Annotated in this window: 21 protein-coding genes and 1 other annotated feature; of the genes, 2 read left to right on the top strand and 19 right to left on the bottom strand. The window is 35.9% G+C overall.

Features of this window, described 5'->3' with window-relative positions:
* Window positions 1-27: 27 nt before the first annotated feature.
* The 9 genes from IAE51_RS08060 to infC all read right to left on the bottom strand — a co-directional run bounded on the left by IAE51_RS08060 (window position 28) and on the right by infC (window position 8,260).
* Window positions 28-774, bottom strand: coding sequence for a tyrosine-protein phosphatase (locus tag IAE51_RS08060; protein WP_017864945.1), 747 nt, complete (start codon window positions 772-774; stop codon window positions 28-30).
* A gap of 202 nt (window positions 775-976) precedes the next feature.
* Window positions 977-2,779 (bottom strand): oligopeptide ABC transporter substrate-binding protein, encoded by a 1,803-nt coding sequence (locus IAE51_RS08055; RefSeq protein ID WP_200095140.1) that lies wholly within the window; start codon window positions 2,777-2,779, stop codon window positions 977-979.
* A 105-nt stretch (window positions 2,780-2,884) separates the two neighbouring features.
* A complete protein-coding gene (oppC, locus tag IAE51_RS08050; RefSeq protein ID WP_098394155.1) occupies window positions 2,885-3,769 on the bottom strand; it encodes a murein tripeptide/oligopeptide ABC transporter permease OppC in 885 nt (294 codons plus the stop codon).
* A 9-nt stretch (window positions 3,770-3,778) separates the two neighbouring features.
* Window positions 3,779-4,738: a murein tripeptide/oligopeptide ABC transporter permease OppB gene (gene oppB / locus IAE51_RS08045; protein ID WP_200095139.1), complete on the bottom strand. Its 960-nt coding sequence runs from the start codon at window positions 4,736-4,738 to the stop codon at window positions 3,779-3,781.
* A complete protein-coding gene (oppF, locus tag IAE51_RS08040) occupies window positions 4,719-5,678 on the bottom strand; it encodes a murein tripeptide/oligopeptide ABC transporter ATP-binding protein OppF (protein ID WP_200095138.1) in 960 nt (319 codons plus the stop codon). The genes oppB and oppF overlap by 20 nt, the downstream gene beginning before the upstream one ends.
* Window positions 5,675-6,691, bottom strand: a complete 1,017-nt coding sequence (oppD, locus tag IAE51_RS08035) for a murein tripeptide/oligopeptide ABC transporter ATP-binding protein OppD (protein ID WP_200095136.1) — start codon at window positions 6,689-6,691, stop codon at window positions 5,675-5,677. The genes oppF and oppD overlap by 4 nt, the downstream gene beginning before the upstream one ends.
* 225 nt (window positions 6,692-6,916) lie before the next feature.
* Window positions 6,917-7,276 (bottom strand): 50S ribosomal protein L20, encoded by a 360-nt coding sequence (gene rplT / locus IAE51_RS08030; protein WP_003132352.1) that lies wholly within the window; start codon window positions 7,274-7,276, stop codon window positions 6,917-6,919.
* A gap of 160 nt (window positions 7,277-7,436) precedes the next feature.
* The gene (gene rpmI, locus IAE51_RS08025; RefSeq protein ID WP_003132353.1) at window positions 7,437-7,637 is read right to left on the bottom strand and encodes a 50S ribosomal protein L35; all 201 of its coding nucleotides are present in this window, start codon (window positions 7,635-7,637) and stop codon (window positions 7,437-7,439) included.
* Window positions 7,638-7,765: 128 nt separating this feature from the next.
* The gene (infC, locus tag IAE51_RS08020; protein ID WP_003132354.1) at window positions 7,766-8,260 is read right to left on the bottom strand and encodes a translation initiation factor IF-3; all 495 of its coding nucleotides are present in this window, start codon (window positions 8,258-8,260) and stop codon (window positions 7,766-7,768) included.
* An 86-nt stretch (window positions 8,261-8,346) separates the two neighbouring features.
* Window positions 8,347-8,472, bottom strand: a sequence feature (ribosomal protein L20 leader region).
* A gap of 250 nt (window positions 8,473-8,722) precedes the next feature.
* Between infC and IAE51_RS12345 the strand changes: the two genes are divergently transcribed.
* Window positions 8,723-8,851 carry a hypothetical protein gene (locus tag IAE51_RS12345; RefSeq protein ID WP_255528847.1) on the top strand — a complete coding sequence of 43 codons (129 nt, stop codon included), beginning with the start codon at window positions 8,723-8,725 and terminating at the stop codon, window positions 8,849-8,851.
* Between the two features lie 18 nt (window positions 8,852-8,869).
* On the top strand, window positions 8,870-9,418 hold the full coding sequence (locus tag IAE51_RS08015) for a hypothetical protein (protein ID WP_200095134.1): 549 nt from the start codon (window positions 8,870-8,872) through the stop codon (window positions 9,416-9,418).
* Between the two features lie 10 nt (window positions 9,419-9,428).
* Here the strand turns inward: IAE51_RS08015 and IAE51_RS08010 are convergent, their stop codons facing one another.
* From IAE51_RS08010 to pnp, 10 genes are all read right to left on the bottom strand, one after another.
* Window positions 9,429-10,133, bottom strand: coding sequence for an HAD family hydrolase (locus IAE51_RS08010; RefSeq protein ID WP_200095132.1), 705 nt, complete (start codon window positions 10,131-10,133; stop codon window positions 9,429-9,431).
* A 169-nt stretch (window positions 10,134-10,302) separates the two neighbouring features.
* Window positions 10,303-12,180 carry a tRNA uridine-5-carboxymethylaminomethyl(34) synthesis enzyme MnmG gene (gene mnmG, locus IAE51_RS08005; protein WP_033899862.1) on the bottom strand — a complete coding sequence of 626 codons (1,878 nt, stop codon included), beginning with the start codon at window positions 12,178-12,180 and terminating at the stop codon, window positions 10,303-10,305.
* Window positions 12,181-12,552: 372 nt separating this feature from the next.
* Window positions 12,553-13,128, bottom strand: coding sequence for a hypothetical protein (locus tag IAE51_RS08000; protein ID WP_023189776.1), 576 nt, complete (start codon window positions 13,126-13,128; stop codon window positions 12,553-12,555).
* 132 nt (window positions 13,129-13,260) lie between these two features.
* The gene (locus IAE51_RS07995; RefSeq protein WP_012898417.1) at window positions 13,261-13,629 is read right to left on the bottom strand and encodes a DUF1033 family protein; all 369 of its coding nucleotides are present in this window, start codon (window positions 13,627-13,629) and stop codon (window positions 13,261-13,263) included.
* A 114-nt stretch (window positions 13,630-13,743) separates the two neighbouring features.
* Window positions 13,744-14,145, bottom strand: coding sequence for a Mini-ribonuclease 3 (locus tag IAE51_RS07990; RefSeq protein WP_021722593.1), 402 nt, complete (start codon window positions 14,143-14,145; stop codon window positions 13,744-13,746).
* A complete protein-coding gene (gene cysS, locus IAE51_RS07985; RefSeq protein WP_200095130.1) occupies window positions 14,138-15,484 on the bottom strand; it encodes a cysteine--tRNA ligase in 1,347 nt (448 codons plus the stop codon). Before cysS ends, IAE51_RS07990 begins: the two co-directional genes overlap by 8 nt.
* Before the next feature lie 12 nt (window positions 15,485-15,496).
* Entirely contained in the window at window positions 15,497-16,090 is a 594-nt protein-coding gene (locus tag IAE51_RS07980) for a TMEM175 family protein (protein ID WP_200095128.1), read from the bottom strand.
* 13 nt (window positions 16,091-16,103) lie between these two features.
* Window positions 16,104-16,703: a serine O-acetyltransferase gene (gene cysE, locus IAE51_RS07975; RefSeq protein WP_003132365.1), complete on the bottom strand. Its 600-nt coding sequence runs from the start codon at window positions 16,701-16,703 to the stop codon at window positions 16,104-16,106.
* A 106-nt stretch (window positions 16,704-16,809) separates the two neighbouring features.
* Window positions 16,810-17,580 carry a hypothetical protein gene (locus tag IAE51_RS07970; RefSeq protein ID WP_012898420.1) on the bottom strand — a complete coding sequence of 257 codons (771 nt, stop codon included), beginning with the start codon at window positions 17,578-17,580 and terminating at the stop codon, window positions 16,810-16,812.
* A gap of 207 nt (window positions 17,581-17,787) precedes the next feature.
* Window positions 17,788-20,109: a polyribonucleotide nucleotidyltransferase gene (pnp, locus tag IAE51_RS07965; RefSeq protein WP_200095126.1), complete on the bottom strand. Its 2,322-nt coding sequence runs from the start codon at window positions 20,107-20,109 to the stop codon at window positions 17,788-17,790.
* Window positions 20,110-20,162 lie beyond the last annotated feature (53 nt).

Here is a 20,162-nt window from a genome sequence, read left to right as displayed (position 1 = left end):
TTAGCAAAAGAGTTCAAAATCACTTTTTTATAATTTATAATTTAAATAAATACTTTGGAAATGCTCGATATAATCCTTCTCAAGCGAGAGTCCTTCACTTAAGTAGCCCTCAAAAGAACCAAAATTTTCATTCATTATTTCTCTGGCATGAAATAAATAGTTCTTATCCACAGTAAGAGCAATCTGTAATCCCTCGATTTGGTCTTCAGTGAGTTTTTCTTTCAATGAATTGATAATTTCTTGATTCACCTCTTTGCGAGCAATATTCGTTTTGAGATAATCCTTCATAATCTCCTCATCAGAAGCTCCTGCCAGTCTTAAAAGCAAGGCAGCAGCAAATCCAGTTCTATCTTTTCCAGCAAAACAATGAAAATAAACAGCTTGTTTTTGCTCTAAAAGATCCAGTAAAAAAGCTCGATATCCTTCTAAAGCAGACTTACTGATGACGATACTTTCATAAGTTTTCATCATCGCCTCACTAATATCTGTGGCATTAATAATCATATCCTGTAAAGAGCCATTATTTCCTGAAGTTTCAGAAGCTAAAATATCTATATTTTCATATTTAATTCCTTTGAGTTCAACATCTGGTTGAGTAGTGACCTCTTCTTGCCCTCTAAAATCATAAATTTTCCCAATTTGGAATTTATTCGTAAGAATTTTTTTATCCTCAGCTGTTAAATCGGTCAACTGACCTCCTCTAAAAAATATATTCTTTTTTAGTCCGGATTCTTTTGAGTTTTGTGCCTGAATATCTCTAAAATTTACTAGCATATTGCCCCCTCGATTAATTATTAGTTAGGCTTATTATAGCATTTTTAAATTAATTAATTTTTAAATTCGTAAGTTCAAATCTTAAAAATCATCAAACAAAAGAAGCTCAAATCATAAATTTGAGCTTCTTTGACTTTAGAATTGCGAAAACTAAAGTAAGGGTATTTTTACAAAAAAACTTGTAAACAAAAGTTAAATAAAACTATTTGGTGGCTAACTTATCAGAAGAAACACCAATTTCTGACCAAGTATTCATTGCACCATAGTCAAGCGTCATCCCAACTACACGTTTGTTTACTGGTGTATAGTTCAAAGTATAGTTTGTTGGAACAACATAAGCTTTTTTATTCATATCTTCTTGATATTTAACGAAGGCTGCTTTACGATAAGTTGGATTTTCAGACTTGGCAGAATCAATATCATTTAAATCCTTAGTGATTTCTGAATCATTAAAGTGACCAAAGTTATAAGGTGCTGCTGCTGAGAACAAATCTTGTTGCGAAGGTTCTGATGACAATGACCAAGCACCGTCAGTGATATCCCAGTCATCTGAACCTGGAGGAGTTGTCATCTTAGAAACCCAAGAATTAAATTCCATCAATTTACCATTGTAAAGACTCACTTTTACCCCAATTTTCTTCCATTGTTGGATGTAGTTTTGAGCAATGGTTTCGGAGTTTGCATCACCTACACGAGCTGCATAAACAAGCGATAATTCTTTTCCATCTTTTTCACGGTAGCCTGTAGATTTATTCAATTTCCATCCGTCTTCATCCAAAAGTTTATTCGCTTTATCAAGGTCTTGTTTTTCATATCCTTTGACTGATGGACTCGTAAATTGTTTAAAGATAGGTGGAATTAAACCATTTGCGGGAGTTGAAAGCCCGTTTGAGAACTTATTATCCACTTCTGCGACATTTCGAGCATAACCAATGGCTTGACGAACATTTTGATCTTGCAATGGCGTTTTACGGTCTTGGACACTAATTGAATTTTTAGTATCATAATGTCCAAGATTATAGTACATCAAGGAAATATATAGTGCTTGTTGTCCTAAAACCTTGTATCCCTTTAAGTTTTTTACTTGTTTATACTGACTATTAGCCATCGAATTGATAAAGTCGTATTTATGCGCAGAAAGGGCTGCGACTGATTTTGCGGTTGATACAATTTCATAAGTAATTGAATTTAGTTTTGGTTTTTCACCCCAATAGTAAGGATTTGGGACATACTTAATAGATTCACCAGCAACTACATTTTCCGGTTTAAAAGGGCCTGTAACCAATGGTTTCGTTGTTGTTTTTGGACTAGAAGCCAAATCTTTAGGAGCGACATCTTTCAAATATTGATAAGGAGCTACCGTTTCAAGGAAGTAACCATTTCCTGATTGAGTCATCCCCGGTTTCATTTCTTTAAATTGAACCTTGATGACTTTCCCATTTTCACCATCAGGGAAAGTGATCCCTGAGATTGTTTTAGCTTTACCCGCATGATAATCACTCAAGCCAACAATATTTGCCAGAGAATCAGTCCAACGGTCGGAACCATAAGCAGGATTAGCAATTGTTTCATAGGTAAATTCATAATCTTTAGCCGTTACTTCTGAACCATCAGACCATTTCAAATCTTTACGAAGGGTAATCGTTGCCGTTTTAGCTTTTGGGTCAAGACTGACATTTGCAGGTCCCCCATTGATAAATTTAAAGGAACTGTTAGTAAAGAAGAGAGCATCTTGACCTCCTCCAGGACTCGACATCGCATTAAAAGTGGCATCATCAGAAAGTCCTGCCAACCATTCAGCTTTCATCGGAGAATCGCTTTGATAAGCAATCTTTAAATCCCCACCTTTGATTGCCTTGTCTGGATTTTGATAAGCAACATCAAAATTACCCGCTTTTAATTTTTTGGTACTTGTACTTGAGCTTTGGTTAGAGCCACAAGCACTTAGGAGTGTAGCTGCTAAAACTACACTACTTGCCAATAAAGTTACTTTTAATTTTTTCATCTTAGTTTCTCCAATAATTTCTTTTTAGTTCTTACTTCAATATAATATTTAATTTATCATATCCATTTTTAATAAATAAACATTTTTATCACTCTTGAATGTTGTTTATCTTGTAGCTTGTCTTTGGTCAGCCACTCGTCTTAGCGCATTTCCGATAAAGATAATAGCAAGCACCACAGTTAAAATAACCACTGTTGCCGGAACCCAAGTCCAAGGCTTATCAGTCATTGTTTCTGGATTAGTCGCTTCATTTATCATTGTCCCCAAAGATGGTGTTCCCGCTGGAAGTCCAAAACCTAAGAAAGAAAGTCCTGTTTCTAAACCAATATTTCCAGCAAAAACAAGCGTTGCTTCAGCAATGACTAAGGTGGACAAGTTGGGCCATATTTCCCGAAACATAATTTTAAAATCAGAGGTTCCCGAAGTTTTTGATGCTCGAACATAATCTCGATTGACTTCTGTCATTGTTCTTGCCCGAATCAGACGCGTTGTCCCTATCCAACTAAAGATACTGATAATCCCAATCAAAGACCAAGAATTAAACCGTGGGATGATAGTTACAAAAACAATAATGATCATCAATGATGGTAAAATCATGACAAAATCAGTGAAACGCATGAAGATTAAATCAAACCTTCCGCCAAAGTAGCCCGTAATTACCCCTAAGATATTTCCTACAACTAAAGTAATAAGTGTAACTGCAAAAGCGATATTGAAAGAGTTTCGTGCAGAAATCATCAGCATCATGATGATATCTCGACCACCATTATCAGTTCCCAGTAAATGTCCATTTGTCAGTGGTGCCAGATATTGGTCCATGATATTCACATCAACATAAGTTGATTGTTTTAAAAACATCGAGTAAATATAAACGATTAGAAAGACAGCAACTAGGAAAAATGTTGAAATCATTGCTAATTTATCATTCTTTAGTTCTTCTTTGATTGAGTGAACTAATGATAAAGAATTTTTGTGTTTTTTTTCTGTCATTTTCACTCCTTATTGAATCCGAATTCGTGGGTCAACCATTGCCATGATAATATCCGACAGGAGGGCTCCAAGAAGTCCCAAAAAACCATTTAATAAAATCAAAGCCGTAATCATTGAATAATCTCGCCCAGTGATTGAAGTAATAAAAAGTTGTCCTAAGCCAGGATAGCCAAAAATTGTTTCAGCAAAGATTGCTCCTCCCAAGAGTCCAGTAATCACAAATCCAAAATTAGAAGCAATTGGTAATGAGGCATTTCTCAAAATATGACGTCTAAAAATCACTCTTTCCTTGACCCCTTTGGCTCGAGCCGTTCGTACATAATCTTGTGTTTGTTCATCTAAAATTCCTGAGCGGAAGTAAGTAAAGATTCCAACTGTTCCAAAGACCGCCAAACTAAATGCTGGAAGAATCATGTGATAAATCTTACTAAAGAAAACAGGAATTGTTCCCATCGCATTTGGACTCACTGTCCCACCTGTCGGAAACCAATTAAGACTATAACCAAAGATAAAGATAATCAAGAGATAGAATACGTAAGGTGGAATACCAAAAGTAATTGAATTATAGGTCAACCACAATTGGTCTTGCCATTTTCCTTCATTTCGAGCTGCAACTATTGACATCGGAATAGCAATTAAGTAAGTTAAAATAACTGACAAAAGTGACATCCAAAAAGTATTAACCGCTCTTTGTCCAATGACAGTCGTCACAGGTTCGTGCAGATTATAGGACATTCCTAAATTTCCATGAATGGCATGCCCTAACCACCTGAGATACTGCTTCCACCAAGGGTCATATAAACCTGCTGCCCGTCTTAATGCCTCAACTTCATGTGGGTCGGTATGAGGACCAATCAAACCTGAAAATGGATCACCAGGCATCAATTTAGCAAAGAAGAAAACAAGGATACTCAAGATAAATAATTGAGGAATCATCAATAAAACACGTCTAATAATTACTTTCCACATTTTCCCCTCCTTTTGGCAAAGCTGCCCAATGGCTCTCACTTATTTTTTTTAAGGGCAAAGCGTGTCCGTCTTTATCATAAAAGTTTGCTTTTTTATCCTCAAAGTCTTGTTCAACTTTTAGACGGTTTTCCCGATTTTCCGCTCTTCTTGTAACATCGATCGAAGGGATAGCAGATAAGAGTCGTTTAGTATAAATGTGCTGTGGCTCATCAAAAATATCTCTTCGTGTTCCTTTTTCGACAATTCGACCGTTGTGCATGACCGCAATATTATCAGTCATATGGCGGACAACCCCTAAATCATGAGAAATAAAAAGAAATGCAATTCCCAAGTTCTTTTGAATGAGCTTCATGAAATTCAAAACTTGAGCTTGAACAGATAAGTCTAATGCTGAAACTGGTTCATCTGCCACAATTAACTTAGGATTAGTAGCAACTGCCCGTGCGATTCCAATTCTTTGTTGTTGACCTCCAGAAAATTGGAAAGGATACTGTTCTAAAGCTTGTTTTGGTAGTCCAACAATATCCAATAATTCATGAATCCGTTTATTTTCTGTATTAGCATCTAATTTTTCAAAATTTCGAATAGGCTCCGCAATGATATCGTAAATTGTTTTCCGTGGATTCAAACTCGAAAATGCATCTTGAAAAATCATTTGAACATCTTTATTGTATTTGAGCTGGTTTCTTATCTTTTTTTTGCTGACATCTTGTCCTTTGTAAATCAATTGTCCTGATGTCATTTGTTCTAAACCAACAATTGTTTTGCCAATCGTTGATTTTCCAGAACCAGATTCACCAACTAAACCGACAGTTTCTCCTTCATGAATCGTTAAATCTACTCCATCAACGGCTAAAACATTATCTGTCACTCGATTAAAGAAACCAGATCGAATAGGATAATAAACTTTTAAGTCCTTTAAATTAAGAATTTCGCTCACTTTTCACCCCCTTTCAATTTTTGATCTGGAAATTCAAATTTTTTCCAAGCCTGACCTCGAACAAAATGATTTGGAGAAATTTCAGTCATTTTTTCCGAAATTACTTTTTGAGCTTCTTCTTTCATCCAAAGCACTCGAGCGAGAAATAAATCTTTGTCATACTCAATTTCTGACAGAGAAGGCACAGACCCTGGAATCACATATAAATCATCCGAAACTGTTTCGGCAGATGGATTTGAACGCAAAAGTGACCGGGTATATGGATGTTTGGGATTTTGAAAAAGCTCTTCAACAGAAGCTTTTTCGACGAGTTGTCCGGCATACATCACCGCCACTGTATCAGCAACTTCAGCAACAACCCCTAAATCATGAGTAATTAGAATAACTCCAGCATTCTTCTTCTTTTGTACTTCTAAAATCAAGTCTAAAATCTGAGCTTGAATGGTAACGTCTAAAGCAGTCGTTGGCTCATCAGCAATAATCAAATCTGGGTCATTGGCAATGGCTATTGCAATCATTACTCTTTGTCTCATCCCACCTGAAAGTTGGTGAGGAAATTGATTAACGACTCTTTTAGGATTTGGAATTCCTACTTGTTCTAAAAGTTGAAAGATTCTACTTTCATACTGATTTTCTGGATAAACATCATGCACGGCCAACATTTCCTTGATTTGCTGCCCAATTTTCATCAATGGATTAAGCGCAGTAAGTGGATTTTGAAAAATCATTCCAACTTTACTTCCTCGAATACTTGCCATGGAATCACCCGTTTTACCAATCACTTCTTCATCATCCAATAAAATGGAGCCTGTAATTTGAGTTTGATTTGGGTTATGTAATCCCATAACAGCAGTTGCAAAAGTTGACTTCCCAGAACCTGATTCCCCAACAATGGCTAAAACTTCACCACGTCTAAGACTTAAATCAATATCATAAATTGCTTTTTGAAATTTACCAGCAATCCGAAAAGCAACACTCACTTGTTTTGTTTCCAAAATATTTTCACTTTCCACATTTACCTCCATTCTGTATTCTTATTTATACTCAATGTCTTTTATTGAAAACAAATTACTTTTGTTTCAAAACAAGGACTTACGGTATTATATTCTTTTTTATTAATTTTTGCAACAATTTAGTATATTCGGAATAAAAAAACACTCCCCTAATGTCATAATTAAGAGAGTGTCTGCTTAAAATATAAAAAATCTGCTAGAAAACCAGCAGATTTTTTAAGATAATTATTTAGCCAAAGCTTTTTTTGCTTCTTCAGCAAGTGCAGTAAATGCAGCAGCATCAGCGATTGCGATGTCAGCAAGCATTTTACGGTTTACTTCGATATCAGCTAATTTCAAACCGTGCATCAATTTGCTGTATGAAAGACCATTCATACGTGCAGCTGCGTTGATACGTGCAATCCATAATTTACGGAAGTCGCGTTTCTTTTGACGACGATCGCGGAATGCGTAGTAGTATGAATTCATGACTTGCTCTTTAGCAGTCTTGAAGAGTTTATGTTTAGCTCCGTAGTAACCTTTAGCGAGCTTTAAAATACGTTTACGGCGTTTGCGAGTTGCAACGCTACCTTTAACACGTGCCATGTGTGTTCTCCTTTAATTCTTAGTAGATTTCAATTTTGTCATAATGACAAATTTATTTTTTATTGAGTTGGAGCAAGAAAATTAGATGACTTATTTCATTGTCCCTCTTAGTCGCTTACGCTCCTGCGAGGATTGCTCCAATGCAGCGAACAATGTTCGCTTAACGCATTGTCGCAACCATACGACGGATACGTTTGAAGTCCCCTTTAGAAACCATAGAAGATTTACGAAGTTGACGACGTTGTTTTACAGTTTTACCGTGGAAACGGTGAGAAGTGTAAGCACGGAAGCGTTTAAGACCGCCGTTACCTGTACGTTTGAAACGTTTAGCAGATGCGCGGTGAGTTTTTTGTTTTGGCATTGTAATTCTCCTTAATTTATATCAGTTGGCAGAAAAAATTATTCTGCACCTCTATTCATTTTAAACATTCGTTTTCAACGAATAGAGAGGTGAAAGGTTAACCTTTCAGATGGTTGTCTTGTTAAGACCTATTTTTTAATAGGTGCAAGTTGCAAGAACATTTGACGACCATCCATTTTGGCTCTTTGTTCAACAACAGCAACTTCTTTTGTTGCTTGCGCGAACTTGTCCATTACTTGACGACCCACATCTTGGTGAGTAATCATCCGACCTTTAAATCGGATTGAAACCTTAACTTTATCGCCTTTTTCAAGAAACTTGATGGCTTGACGAAGCTTTGTATCAAAGTCGTTTTGGTCAATTACTGGTGACAAACGGACTTCTTTTACAGAAACAACAGCTTGTTTTTTCTTTGCTTCTTTTTGTTTTTTCTTTTGCTCAAACATGAATTTTGTATAATCCATGATTTTTGCAACAGGTGGTTCTTGGTTTGAAATTAAAACCAAGTCCATGTTAAGATTTTCAGCTTGCATTAGCGCCTCAGACGTTGGTGTGACACCTAATTGTTCACCCTCAGCGCCAATGAGACGAACCTCACGAGCACGGATTGCACCGTTCATCATAGGTTTTCTATTGTCTTGTTTAGCTATGTTCGTTCTCCTTCTAATATGATGTGAAAGTTGACTAAGATTTAGGCAACTTCTTTTTTAAAGAAAAACAAAAGCGGAACGACAATCTCGCCCCGCTCATGAAAACATTCGTTTTTGAATAATTCCATTCGTTTGCCCAGGGCTATAACCTCTAAGGCGAGAAGCGGGTGCTTCTGCTTTTCAACTCTATTATTCTATCAATTATTTAAAGACTTGTCAAGTCTTAATTTTTTTTATTATTTATAGTAAAATTTATCTCTAATTCTGATTATAATTCTAATTTTTTGACACTTATAGAATACAATTTTAGAATATGGCTTTAATCTTGTCAATTCAGCATTTTTTCTATAATTTCAAACACCATATCATTCAATAAAATGAAAATAAAATGATAAAATAATTATAATAAACTAAAATTATCGAAAGGAGAATAAAATGTCAGATATTCAACTCATTACAATTTTTAATACCAGTGCTACAGAAACTTCCAATCAACTCAAAACCTATCAAGTGATGGATGACAATTCTCTACGACTTTTTCAAGTGTCATCAGCATCAAATTAAAAATAGAAAGGATTATCTATGACTCCACTAGATTTAACTCATCTTACTGAAGATATCAAAAAAACAAAAAACTGGTCAATTCATCGGAAAAGAATGTATGCCATGGGTTTAATGCATGAGCTTTATATTACTGATGGTTCAAATAACGAAAATGAACATTCAATTATTCCTGCAAGTGACCGTTTGTTAACTGCGCAATTGGTCAGTGAAGTTCTTGACCAGCTGATTGAATATGATGAAATTTCGATTTTTGAGGAAATAGTCGAAAATCATAAAACAACTTGTCCCTCTATTCAATTTTCCCATATTCTATCTTTTGATGACGAAGCGGGCATCCAATATATTTTAAATTCTAATAGTTGGCTAAAGGTTTTACGTGGTTCAAATGACATAGCTCTTGTTATTACTGGTAATCTTGTTGGTGATTTTACATTTTACCTTGAAAGTTCTAACGAAACTTTTGAAGAAAAAAAGATTACTTTTAACAAAAATGGAATTTATCGGTTGTCTAACAAGCCTATTGACAGACTTTATTTAGCTGCTGACTCTTTAAAATTAGTCCAATAATAAAAAACGGTTAATCACCGTTTTTTTCTATAAATGAATCAAAAAAATCTTGAATGTTTGTAAATTCATAATCAGCAATCGTTTCTTTTTCAGGTCCAATATATGCTGTCTTCATTCCCAACTCTTGGGCGGGTTTGATGTCATGTTCGATAAGATCTCCAACCATTAAAGTCTCAGACGCTTGGAAATTTTCTTTGGTGAGCACGTTTTTAAAGGCACGCGCATCTGGTTTCAGATAGCCTGTTTCACCAGAGATGTAAACCGAAAATAATTTTTCAACTTGAGAACGACGTAATTTTTCTCTCTGCTCCACATGACCCCCATTACTTAATAGGGCAAGTTTGTAGTTTTTGGAAAGGTTTTTTAGATTTTGGATGAGTTGTTCATCAGGCTCTATCAATTCAAACAATCTATTCAAGAATTTTTTGAAAAAGCCTGTAAGATAATTTTCATCGACTTTCAAATCAAAATATTCGATAGTCAAACTTAATCTTTCTTCTCTTAGCTCTTCAAGCGTCATTTTTCTTTGGTGGACTTGTGGCCAAAGCAATTCATCAAATTCATGGTATTTCTCCATGAAACGGTTGAGCTCTTGGTCAGTAAATGGTCCTAATTGTTCTGAAAAAAGTTGGCGGTGAGCTAATTCCCAATATTTTTCTTTAAAAGGGAAAAGTGTATTGTCCCAATCAAAAATAATATTTTTTATTTCTGTCATCTATTTCCCTCATTCCTTCTTTAAGCCTATTTTATCAACTTTTAAAGTATTCCACAAGAAAAAAAGTTACTGACGAAAATTTTAAGTTGCTTCCTCAGTGCCAAAACACAAGGACTCTCCCCAAAATTTTCTGTCAGTAACTTTTTGTCAGTAAAATTTTAATTTTTAATTATTTTCCTTCAAGGTAAACCATGAGAATACTGATGTCAGCAGGATTTACACCTGAAATCCGACTCGCTTGTCCCAGCGTTTCTGGATTTATTTTTTTGAATTTTTGACGGGCTTCAGTAGCAATTGAGTCAAGCTTATCCCAATCCATATTTTTAGGAATTCGTTTCGCTTCCAAGCGATGCATTTTGTCCACTTGGTCCATTGCTTTTTTGATGTAACCTTCATAAGTAATTTCAGTTTCAATCAATTCAATGACGGTACGATCAATCTTTTCTGGTGCTTGTCCGATAAAATCGATGACTTCATTGTAGTGAACTTCAGGTCGTTTCAAAAATTCTGCACCTGTCAGCGCATCTTTAATTGGTCCAAAGCCTAATTTTCCTAATTTTTCTTGTGTGTCAGGCAAAGGTTTGAGTTTTTCTGAATTCAATCGTTTCATTTCACGGTCAAATTGAGCCATTTTTGCTTGGTAATGTTCCCATTGCTCATCTGAAACAAGGCCCACTTGACGGCCAATTTCAGTCAAACGGCGGTCAGCATTATCATGGCGAAGAATTAAACGGTATTCTGCACGTGATGTCAAAAGACGATATGGTTCCAGCGTTCCCTTAGTTACCAAATCATCAATCATTACCCCAATATAGGCTTCACTACGTTTTAAGATAAATTCAGGCTTTCCTTGAACTTTAAGTGCTGCATTTATTCCAGCTACTAAGCCTTGCCCTGCTGCTTCTTCATAGCCTGAGGTCCCATTGGTTTGTCCCGCTGTAAATAGTCCAGAAACCAATTTTGTTTCAAGTGTTGGACGGAGTTGATGAGGCATCACCACATCGTATTCTATAGCATAACCCGGACGCATCATTTGAGCATTTTCAAGTCCTGGAATTGATTTAACTAAATCAAATTGGACATCTTCAGGCATTGAAGTTGAGAGTCCACCGATATAGACTTCTTCTGTATTTCGTCCTTCTGGTTCAAGGAAGAGTTGATGACGAGGTTTGTCAGCAAAGCGAGTGATTTTATCTTCTATTGAAGGACAGTAACGTGGCCCTACTCCTTTAACAATTCCTGAAAAGAGTGGTGCTCGGTGTAAATTATCACGCAAAATAGTATGACTATTCTCAGTAGTATAAGTGAGCCAGCATGGAATTTGATCTTTTAGATAATTTTCATCAGAGCTCATAAAACTAAAATGATTAGGCGCTTCATCACCTGGTTGAATTTCTGTTTTGTCGTAATTAATAGAACTTGCCAAAACGCGTGGAGGGGTTCCGGTTTTAAAACGACCAATTTCAAATCCAATTTCACGTAAATTATCTGCTAGACCAATTGATGAAAGAGAGTTATTGGGTCCTGAAGAATATTTAAGTTCTCCAATAATAATTTCACCACGCAAAGCTGTTCCTGTAGTGATAATTACTGCCTTAGCACCATATTTAGTTCCTGTCGAAGTCTTGATTCCGATGACTTTTTTCTTTTCTTCATCAAGAATAAGTTCTTCAACCATTCCTTGACGGAGTGTCAAATTTTCTTGGTCAGAAACTGTATTCTTCATTGAAGCGGCATATTCATCTTTATCGGCTTGAGCACGAAGAGCTCGAACTGCTGGACCTTTTCCGGTATTAAGCATCTTCATTTGAATATAAGTCTTATCAATGTTGCGACCCATTTCACCACCGAGCGCATCAATTTCTCTGACAACAATTCCTTTAGCTGACCCACCAATTGATGGATTACATGGCATAAAGGCAACCATATTAAGATTAATCGTCATGAGTAATGTTTTAGAGCCCATCCGTGCAGCTGCTAGTGAAGCTTCAACCCCTGCATGTCCTCCTCCAATGACAACAACATCATAATTTTCTTGAAAATTCATTGTTTACTACGAATTTTTTAAATTCGCCTTTCTTTATATTTTGATAAAAGTTCTTGCAAAATACTGACAGAGTTATTAATCATTCTTTTACTGACAGCTTTTATAGCCCTTAATTAGCCTTGTTAAAAGCTGTCAGTAAATATTTTGCAAATAAAAAAGCCAAAGCTGTGAAAAATATGTCAAAAAATCCTCTCATCAGTTGCTGACAGAAAATAATCACAATTGATTTTTCTGTCAGTAACTTTTAAAAGTCCCTTGTCATATTTTCCCGAGCTTTGACCATCGAGTTCTTATCTAAGATAATGATATTTTAACTCATTTTAAACATTTTTTCAAGACTATTTTCTTATCATTTTAAATCTTAGACTGTTTTTAAAAGATTTCTTCCAATTCACGGTATAAAACTTGCTCAATGATATCTTGAGCAGACATATAATCATTAAAAAGAATGATACGATCTTTCTTCTTGTCAGTAGGATCATATTGACCTGCGTAATCAATTTTACCATTAGCTAATCTTACTGGAATAGCACTCCCTTGTGGATAGATGCCTAGAAACTTCCCTGAGTTAATTCCTTCACCTATCAACTTCAAATAAGGTAGCTCATTTTCTGAACTCACTCCTTCCAAAGTTAAGTCATATTGTTGACCCTCAAAAGTTGCCGAAGGACCTGAAATAACAAGAGTTTTAGTTTTCTTAGCAATTGAGCTATTCTTCCAAAGACCTGATAGTGTTATAAAATTTTCTTTTTTGATTTCTTTGGTGTTTATTTTGATTCCTGTATTATTTGTTTTTGTTTTATTTTCAGTCGAATTTTGTGTGCTTGCTGTTGAATTCGATAGTGAATGCTCTTTAGATTGTTCCTGAACATTATGAAATAATGCCAGTCCAAGAACTGCGATAAGTAATATTAAAAATCCATCTAATATAATTAACGGTTTCTTCATAGCGCCTCCTAACATTAGATTTATATTATAAAATAATTATAATATAATTTCAAGTTTCTTACCAATGAAATGCTTACGATTATTCTATCAGAACAAAAGAAAGCTTACTCAGTCAGTAAACTTTCTCATTTTTTAATTTTCAGTTTTCATGGAACAGAAACGTTCTGGGAGTTCTCCAGATTTTTTACTATAACCTGAGCGCTTTTTCTCAAGCGGAATCGCATGCCAGTCTTCCAACAAAGCAATGCTGTGATAGCGCTGTAAATAACCTACACAGTCTTCACACCATTCTTCATCTCCGTTTTTCCAAAATGCTGTTTGCAAGCCAGACTTGCTAGTGAATTCTTTAAAATTCTCAGCCATTTCAAACCATTCTTTTTTATAACATTTTAAAGCTTTATAAAAATCATCAAACTCATCTACTGAAACTATATCTTCTTTCCAGCCGTCGAAGAACCACCATGGTTCATCGGTGCCGTACATTGTAACTACTCTATACATCTCTTCTTCTTTCCGCTGATTTTTTCTTTGTATCTTTGCATACCTATTCTAGCGGATTTTTTTCTTTTTTTAAAATAATTTGCTTAATACTTTGATCTTTGTAATTAATAAACTTTAAACCAGATCTGCTTCAATTGTTTTAAGGCAAAAATCCCAAAATTCTTGAAGTCGCTCTTTTTGTTGCGTTAAATGGAGAATTCCAACAACAGCTTCAAAACCCGTTGATATTCTGTAAGTAACAACATCGGTATTTTTGGCCGTCGTTTTAGAATGAGCATTACGCCCTCTTTTGAAATAAGTCAATTCATATTCAGTCAAAAAATCAACTTCATCCATTGCAGAAATAATTTTTGCTTGTGCTTTAGCTGACACAAATTTCGTTGCATTTTTTTGAAGCATGGCGGGCTTTGTCAGGCCTTTATCTAATAAATACTCACGCACAAAGACCTCATAAATCGCATCCCCAATATAGGCCAGTGCAATACCATTCAAAAGTTCTGCTTGTTGCTTATTCACGATGCCACCGTACCCCATCTTTTGTATCTTCAAGAACAATCCCTTGAGCTTTCAAAGCGTCACGAATTTCATCTGACTTCGCAAAATCACGGACTTCTCGTGCCAATTGTCTTGCTTCAATCATGGCTTCAATTTCACTGTCCAAACTTTGCTCAAATTTAAATTTAATCCCTAAAATTTCTAAAACTTGGTCAAAAAATTCTTTGACCTCAGGCCCACCGTTTCCTTTATTAACCCAAGAAACAAAGTCATAAAAAACAGTCATTCCATTGGCAATATTGAAATCTTCATCCATGGCAGCAACAAAATCATTTCTGAAAGTCGTAAGTGCTGACAAATTAGACTCAGCTTGCTCATCCAAATGACGATAAGCATTTTCAATTTTTTTGATATTATTTTCAGCTTCTGTCAGTGCATCATCAGTAAAATTGACTGGTCTTCTATAATGAGTAGTTGCTAAAAAGAAACGTAAAATTTGTGGATTAACTACTTGAAGGAGTTCATGAACAGTTGTGAAATTGCCTAGTGATTTAGACATTTTTTCACCATCGACATTTACGAATCCATTGTGCATCCAATAATTAACAAACTTTTGCCCAGTTTTTGCTTCAGATTGTGCAATTTCATTTGTATGGTGTGGAAATTCTAAATCTGCTCCTCCACCATGAATGTCAATTGTTTCACCTAATAATGAGGTTGACATGACTGAACATTCAATATGCCAGCCTGGACGACCAGCTCCCCAAGGCGCTTGCCAAGAAACTTCATCAGCTTTTGCAGATTTCCAAAGAGCAAAATCGGCTGGTGATTCTTTAAGTTTTGTTTCTTCATCAGTACGTCCAGAAGCCCCTGCAAGTAAATCTGCAAGATTTTTATTCGCTAATTTAGCGTAATCTTTAGATTTAGATACACGGAAATATACGTCTCCTTGAGAAACATAAGCAAATTCTTTATCCACTAGTTCTTGAATAAACTCAATCATCGCTTCGATGAATTCTGTTGCTTTCGGATTTTGACTGGCTCTTTTAACATTTAAAGCATCAGTATCTTCATAAAAAGCAGCAATATAACGTTCAGAAAGTTCTTTAGTACTGATATTTTCATTAGCTGCTGCCTTGATAATTTTATCATCAACATCTGTGAAATTAGAGATATATTGAACTTGAAATCCTCGAAATTCCAAATATTTTCTAACCAAATCAAAAGCAACAACAGAACGAGCATTTCCCACATGGATGTAATTATAAACGGTCGGTCCGCAGACATACATTTTTACTTTTCCAGGTTCAATCGGCTGAAAATCTTCTAGCTGTCGACTATAAGTATTATATATTTTCATTCTATTTCCTTCTTAATCTTCATCATAAACAATAGAGGTGATAAGAGAACGTATTGGTAAATAGAGCAATGGAACCACCGTATAAGCAGGATATCCAATACTCGAAATCACAATAGCAAGTGCAGACATCACAATCAAATCCCAAGGTTTACGTGACTGATGTCTGCTAATTATTATTTCATTCAGGCGGTAAGTATATTTGATAATCAAAGAAGCAAACCGTGAGGTCACAATAATATATAAAACATAGATGATTGTGAAGTATGCGGGATGAATTCCATTATCAATTTGGGTCATAAAGGGAAAAAGTGAGACAAGCATGAGAAAAATTGTATAAGCAAAAATCTGCCAACCACTTATTTTCTTTATGCGTCCAAAGAACTTACTAAATTGAAAATAATAAGAAACAACAACCAGAAAACTCACAAAGAAAATAATGAGTGAGCTGCTTGTTTCACGAAAATCATACTGATTATTGCCAATAAGTTTTGGTAAAGGAATTTCTAAAACCATAATCGTTGCAATGATAGACATAACAGCATCCGTAAATGATTTTAAAGTTGCAAGTAAATGTCCCTCATAAATGGCTACTTTTCTCTTTTTCACTTCTCATTTCTCCTCACAGATGTGATGAATGATAGCTTGCTTCTCTTTTTTCTTCAAGGCTTGTGATGCGCTCGACATCTTTTTTACCTTTAACTCGAACAACTTTTGCGGGTATTCCAACAACAGTTACTTCTGGCGGAACATCTGTTACCACAACAGCACTCGCCCCTACTTTTGCATTTTCTCCAACTTCAATAGGACCTAAAAGTTGAGAATGGGCAGAAATTAATGCCCCTTGTCTAATTGTTGGATGACGTTTCCCTTTATCTTTTCCTGTCCCCCCCAAGGTAACTCCATGATAAAGCTTGACGTCCTTTTCAACAATGGCAGTTTCACCAATAACTAATCCAGAACCATGGTCAATAAAGACGCCATGGGCAATTTCTGCTCCTGGATGAATTTCAATTTGAGTCCAAAATCGCCAAAATTGTGAGTGCATCCGAGCCAAAAGTTTCAAATGATGACGCCAAAGAAAATGTGAAATTCGGTGAGCTGCAAGAGCTTTTACTCCTGGATAGGTCAAAAAGACTTCCAGGGCAGTTCTAGCTGCCGGATCATTTTCTTTGGTCACTCGAATTGCTTCAGACCAAAAACCTTTCTTTTTTTCGTTCATTTTTTCCTACTTCGTTAAAAAATACTTATAGTAAATTATACCATAAGCATTGTGGGCTTTGTTGATTCAAAAACGTGTAATTGACTAAATCAAGCTTTCAATTGATTTAATCTCTTGTTAATTCTTCCCAAGTGACCATTGAATTTTGAACTTCTTCTTGTGAGTAGTCCAAAGGATTTACAGTAATTCCTAGGCTTTTTCCTAAGTCATTTATGGCTTCATCTTCTCCATTTAATAATTCATCAATTTTTAAAAGTAGAACTTGTCCATTATTTTCCTTAAAGGCTTGACTAAAGTAGGCTTCATTGTGCCATTTAGCCAAACTATCTAAATTATCAAACAAAGGAAGATATTCTTCATTGTCCTGATTGATTAGATTAGGGAAAGTTCTCTGACCACTTGTTGTGACGAAAGCTGGAACGAAATAATATTTTTCTCTTTGTTCAGCCTCAAGATTTTCCGGACTAAAAACTTTATTCAAAATTTCAGTATAATGAACTAAAAATTGCATTAATTCTGGTGTCCCAAAGTAAACGGTGTTGCCTTTATCTTCATCTTGAGGTAATTTAGGATTGATTGCTAAAATATCAATATCCGTTTCCATTAATTGGTCTAAAATTTCAATTAATGAGTGCAATTCCCATTCCGTCTCAAAGTCTGTCAGTTCTGACAGGAAAACTTCAAGTTCTTCTTCTGTTGTAAAAACAGGTAGTGCCTTATGGTCTTCAATCGGAACAAAGAAAACTGATTTTGGTGCCAATACTGGAAATTGATGAAAAGCATAGACCAATGAGAGGTCTTCCATAAATGAGCCTGGATTTGCTAATGAAACTCGCAAACGTTCATCTAGTTCTGGATTGAGATTATAATTTGACATATTTTTTGCTGACAGACCTGTCAGTGATTATTTACAAGCTAAATAAACAAATAATTTACTGACAGAAATCCAAGCATGAATAATCACATTTCGGTTATCATCTATCCATTAGCCATCTATGACTTCTGGATAGGCTAGCATTTTAATCAGTAAATTTTATTTTATTTCAAGGTCTATTTTTACAGCTTTTCCATTTTATGATTGAGCTTATTCTGGTTTTTTAGTTGAGAGTTCTGGAAACTCTTCATCAATATGTGATTTACGTTCACGGAGCTCAAAACTGTGGTTTCCAACTTTATTTCCCTGATTATTACGGTCATTATTACGACGGTCAAAACCATTACCACGGTTACTATTTCCGTTACCTTTGCGACGGTCACCATTTTCACGGCGTTCTCTTGGTTTACGCTCAGGCTCAACATAACCTTCTGGTTTCTCAACTAAAGCACGCATTGATGCATCTACGCGACCCTTGTCATCAATTTTCATGATTTTAACTTTGACAGTGTCACCTAATTTCACAACATCTTCAACATTTTCTGTCCGAGCCCAAGCCATTTCAGAAATATGCACCATTGCATCTTGCTTACCAAATAGATTTACAAAAGCACCAAAACTTTCGATACGAACCACTTTTGCATCGTAAATTTCACCAACTTTTGCTTCACGAACAAGTTCAGCAATAATTTCTTTAGCACGATCAATCGCTGCTTGGTCAGAAGAGAAAATTGAACAAAGTCCTTCGTCATCAATATCAATTTTTACGCCCGTTTCAGCAATAATTTTATCGATTTGCTCGCCACCTTTACCGATGACAACTTTAATCTTATCAACAGGAATTGTAATTGTATCAATTTTAGGTGCTGATGGTGCTAACTCTTCACGAGGTTGTGCAATTGTTGCTTCAATTACATCAAGAATTTGGAAACGTGCAGTTTTTGCTTGTGCAAGAGCTTCGGCAAGAATTTCTGGTGTAATTCCTGAAATTTTAATATCCATTTGCAGCGCAGTAATCCCGTCACGAGTTCCCGCAACCTTGAAGTCCATATCACCAAAATGGTCTTCAAGCCCTTGAATATCTGTCAAAACAGTATAATTTGTTCCGTCAGAAATCAAGCCCATCGCAATCCCAGCAACTGGTGCTTTGATTGGTACACCACCAGCCATCAGTGCAAGTGTTCCTGCACAGATTGAAGCTTGTGATGACGAACCATTTGATTCTAAAACTTCAGCGACCAAACGAATGGCATAAGGGAATTCCTCTAAAGAAGGCAATACTTGTTCTAAAGCACGTTCACCGAGCGCTCCGTGACCAATTTCACGACGTCCAGGTGCCCCGTAACGTCCTGTTTCCCCAACAGAATACTGTGGGAAATTATAATGATGCATAAAACGTTTTTTATATTCATCATTCAAACCATCAATGATTTGTGCTTCATTCATTGGTGCCAAAGTCAATGTTGATAAAGCTTGGGTTTGACCACGAGTAAATAAACCTGTCCCATGTGTAATATTACGTGGGGTAAAGTCAATTTCAGCATCAAGCGGGCGAATTTCATCAATCTTACGTCCATCAGGACGGATTTTATCTTCAGTAATCAAGCGACGAACTTCCGCATGTTCCATTCCTTCAAGAATTTCAGCAAGATCACGCAAAATGATTGATAGATTTTCATCGTTCTCATATTTTGCACTGTAAACAGAAATTATCGCCTCTTTAACTGCTTTTGTCGCAGATTCACGCGCCAATTTTTCTTCAATTTGAACTGCTTTTTGCAAATCTGAATTGTAAGCTGCAATCACTTCGGCTTTTAAATCTTCATCAACATGCAAAAGTTCAACTTCAGCTTTTTCTTTTCCAACTTTTGCAACAATTTCATTTTGAAATTCAATTAATTCTTTAACAGCATTATGTCCTGCCAAAAGTGCACCAAGCATCACTTCTTCTGAAAGTTCCTTGGCCCCAGATTCAACCATATTGATTGCGTTGATATTTCCCGCAACAGAGAGCTCCAAACTTGATGCCTCTTTTTCCGCAACAGTTGGATTGATGATATATTCTCCATCAATATAAGCAACTTCTACACCTGCAATTGGTCCATCAAATGGAATATCAGAAATTGCAAGCGCTAAAGAAGAGCCAAACATTGCTGCCACACGACCAGAAGCATTTTCATCATAAGAAAGAACAGTATTAATGACTTGAATTTCATTACGAAAACCTTCAGCAAACATAGGACGAATTGGGCGGTCAATTAAACGAGCAGTCAATGTCGCATCAGTCGACGGACGAGCCTCACGTTTGTTGAAACCTCCTGGGAATTTACCAGCAGCATACATTTTTTCTTCATAGTTCACTTGAAGTGGGAAGAAATCACCCGTAGCCATTTTACCCATTGTAGCGGCTGTTAAAACAGTTGTATCTCCATAACGTACAACAACAGCACCATTTGCTTGTTTTGCAACTTGACCTGTTTCAACAGTTAATGTCCGACCTGCAAATTCGATTGAAAATGTTTCTTTTGCCAATGTTTTTCTCCTTGACTTGAAATGCTATGAACTTTCTCTAACAGTCCAGTCTC

Source organism: Lactococcus sp. S64 (assembly GCF_016516525.1).
GTDB lineage: Bacteria > Bacillota > Bacilli > Lactobacillales > Streptococcaceae > Lactococcus > Lactococcus lactis.
Note: the sequence above shows the minus strand (reverse complement) of the source record. Positions and strands in the feature narration are given on the sequence as shown.